The organism is Kribbella antibiotica, from assembly GCF_004349055.1.
Lineage (GTDB): Bacteria > Actinomycetota > Actinomycetes > Propionibacteriales > Kribbellaceae > Kribbella > Kribbella antibiotica.
Genome location: NZ_SMKX01000285.1, coordinates 1 through 2,429 on the forward strand (window position 1 = coordinate 1; position 2,429 = coordinate 2,429).

1 protein-coding gene is annotated in these 2,429 nt (G+C 65.1%); it reads right to left on the reverse strand.

Annotation, left to right across the window (positions count from 1 at the left end; genetic code table 11):
• Positions 1-80 precede the first annotated feature (80 nt).
• Entirely contained in the window at positions 81-1,529 is a 1,449-nt protein-coding gene (locus E1263_RS42185) for an HNH endonuclease signature motif containing protein (protein WP_165956946.1), read from the reverse strand.
• Positions 1,530-2,429: the final 900 nt, after the last annotated feature.

Consider the following 2,429-nt stretch of genomic DNA (forward strand, 5'->3'; position numbering starts at 1 on the left):
GGTTCGGGGCATGGGTGTTCGGGGCATGGGTGAGTGATCCACGGGGCATGGCCGCGTGGATCACTCGGGTTGGTGGCGGTTTAGGGGCCTGCTGCTGGTGTGGCGTCGGTCGCCCAGGGGTCGGAATAGTTGGGGACGAGTGCGAGCAGTCGGGCACGGAAGGCCTCGCGCTTGGCATCCCGTTCCGAGTCTGCCAGGGCGTTGACTGTCGGAAGCCGATCAGGTTGCTCATGCCCAAGGCTACGGCTGACACCGACCCCGCCATGGAGGCCAGACCCACCACTACCAGTACTGCCGGCAGGCGTCGCCCAACTCAGCGCGGCCGCCATAACAGCAGGATCGATCATCGGTGCTGGGTCCGCCCAGCTCGGCCGAGTCACCTCCACCAGACCGTTCGTCGTAATTGATACAGCCCACTGCTCTGCGTGCACCGCGCGGTGATGCGACGCGCACAGCAACACCAGGTTCTGCATGCTGGTCGGACCACCGTTAGCCCAATGAATGATGTGATGCGCATGGCACATCCACGGCGGCGCCTTACACACCACACATCCCTTGTCGCGCTTGATCAACGCCCGCCGCATGTACCTGTTCACGAAGCGTTGCTCGGTCCCAACATCCAGCGGCTGAGAATCGCCACCCAGCACGATCGGCAAGATCGCGGCGTCACAGGCCAGCAGCCGCACGGCTGAGGCGGACAGGTTGTTCCCGAACACCAGCTCACCAACAGCACCGGTCGTCTCTCCGAGAGCGGCTTTGAGGTCGTCGAAGTCGATCGTGACGGTCAGGTGCGGCACACCCGGATGGTCAGGGTTGCCGGCTGCCGCGTCCATCGTGGCTACCAGAGCATCAGCCTGACGCACATCCAGCGACCGCGGATCACGCTCACCATCAACAGTCTTATGCGGCTTCGACAACGTATGGATCTGGGTCGTGAGCTGCTCACCATCAGCACCAGGCAAGAACCCAGAGAACTTCACCCCGCCATCGACCTGCCGCAACCGCAGCGACCTCTTCGCGTGCGCTTCTTCTTCAGAAGGTTCCGCACCGTCGGTGTTGAGCCGTGTGAGGACATCGTTGCCGAACTTGGCGAGCCGACGAGGGTCCTGGTCCTTGGCGACACCGACCATCTGGTTTTCGGTGAACTCGAGCGTCTCGACCGAAACCGTCGAGGGCGCCTTCTCCAAAGTCTCAACGATCACTTTGCCTTGCGCGGGACGCAGGGTCCACGGCCGGGCCGGGTCGGTCGGATCCGGCAACGCCGCAGCCACGATCGCGTATTTGCGCAGAGCGGCAGCGAACGCGAGATCTTTGCGGACCTCGGCCGGGGGTTCCCGGTACCGCTCGGACAGGAAATCGACGGCGTCACGGGCACCGAGCTCTTGGGCGGCGCCCATCTCGTCGAGGCGTCCACCGGCGTGCAGGATGAAGGTGTCGAGCACTGCCTTGATGGCGTGCGCGGTGTCCAGCGAGGTCACCAGTTCGGTGACACTCAGGGACCACACTGGGGGCATCGTCAACATCTCCATACCCAAAAGCATAGCCACGCCCACCGACAGTTTTCGACCCAGAACCCCTTATTTACAAGGTTTTCTGTGGGCCATTTTGTCAGCCCACACCAGCCCACACCCTGCCCACAGTCGCCCGGCGTGCTCGGAGGGTTCAGTCGATTGCCCTTGGGGCGGGCGGGGTTCCGCAGTCCCGGTTAAGGTCCGGTGAGGTCTCGGCCGGGGGCGTGGGTGCGTGGTTGCTCGCCGCGACCGGCCGACTCGAAAAGCGGGTGGCTGGTCGCCGCGGTGGCTGAGGCGAGATGGCGAGGTCGGCGACCTAGGCTCACGCCGCTTGAGGTTCCGGGCTGTGGCTAGGGTTGCTGCAATGCCGCCGGTGATCGCGTTCCCGTTGCCTGGGCTGCCTGGCTGTCGCTGGGGTTGCTGAGCTGCCGCCGGTGATCGCATTCAGGCTGCATCTGGTGGGTGGACCCCAAGGCCGGATAGTTAGGGAGTCGGGGTCGGCGTAAAACGGTCGGTCAATCCGCTAACGTCCGAACGATCGGAGGGCCCGTCTCCGGTTCTTCGGACGTTAGTTTGTGGCGGCGGTGGGTGGGCCGACTTTGCGAGCGTTTGTCTGCAACGGTGGAGGGCGTTGCCGGAGATTGGGGAGTGCTGCCTGTCGATTCAGGTGCGGAGCGCTCCCCGGCGCCACCGGACATCCGCGCGCAGCAGCCCACGACCGAGCCGACCTGACATCATCAACCACCGCGGCGGGCCACCCAACCGGCCTCGTCATCATCGGCGGCAACCACAGCCCAGCAACCCCAAACACCAGCTACGCGATCGCCGACCTCGCCAAGCAGCCCAGCCACCGCGGCGACCAGCCACGCCGCCGTTAATCGGCCGCAGCGGCGACCCGCCATCCCCAGACGTCACCGG

Bases quoted from the DNA above. Each gene is read 5' to 3' on its own strand.
- E1263_RS42185 (WP_165956946.1), bottom strand. From the start codon at position 1,529: ATGGAGATGTTGACGATGCCCCCAGTGTGGTCCCTGAGTGTCACCGAA.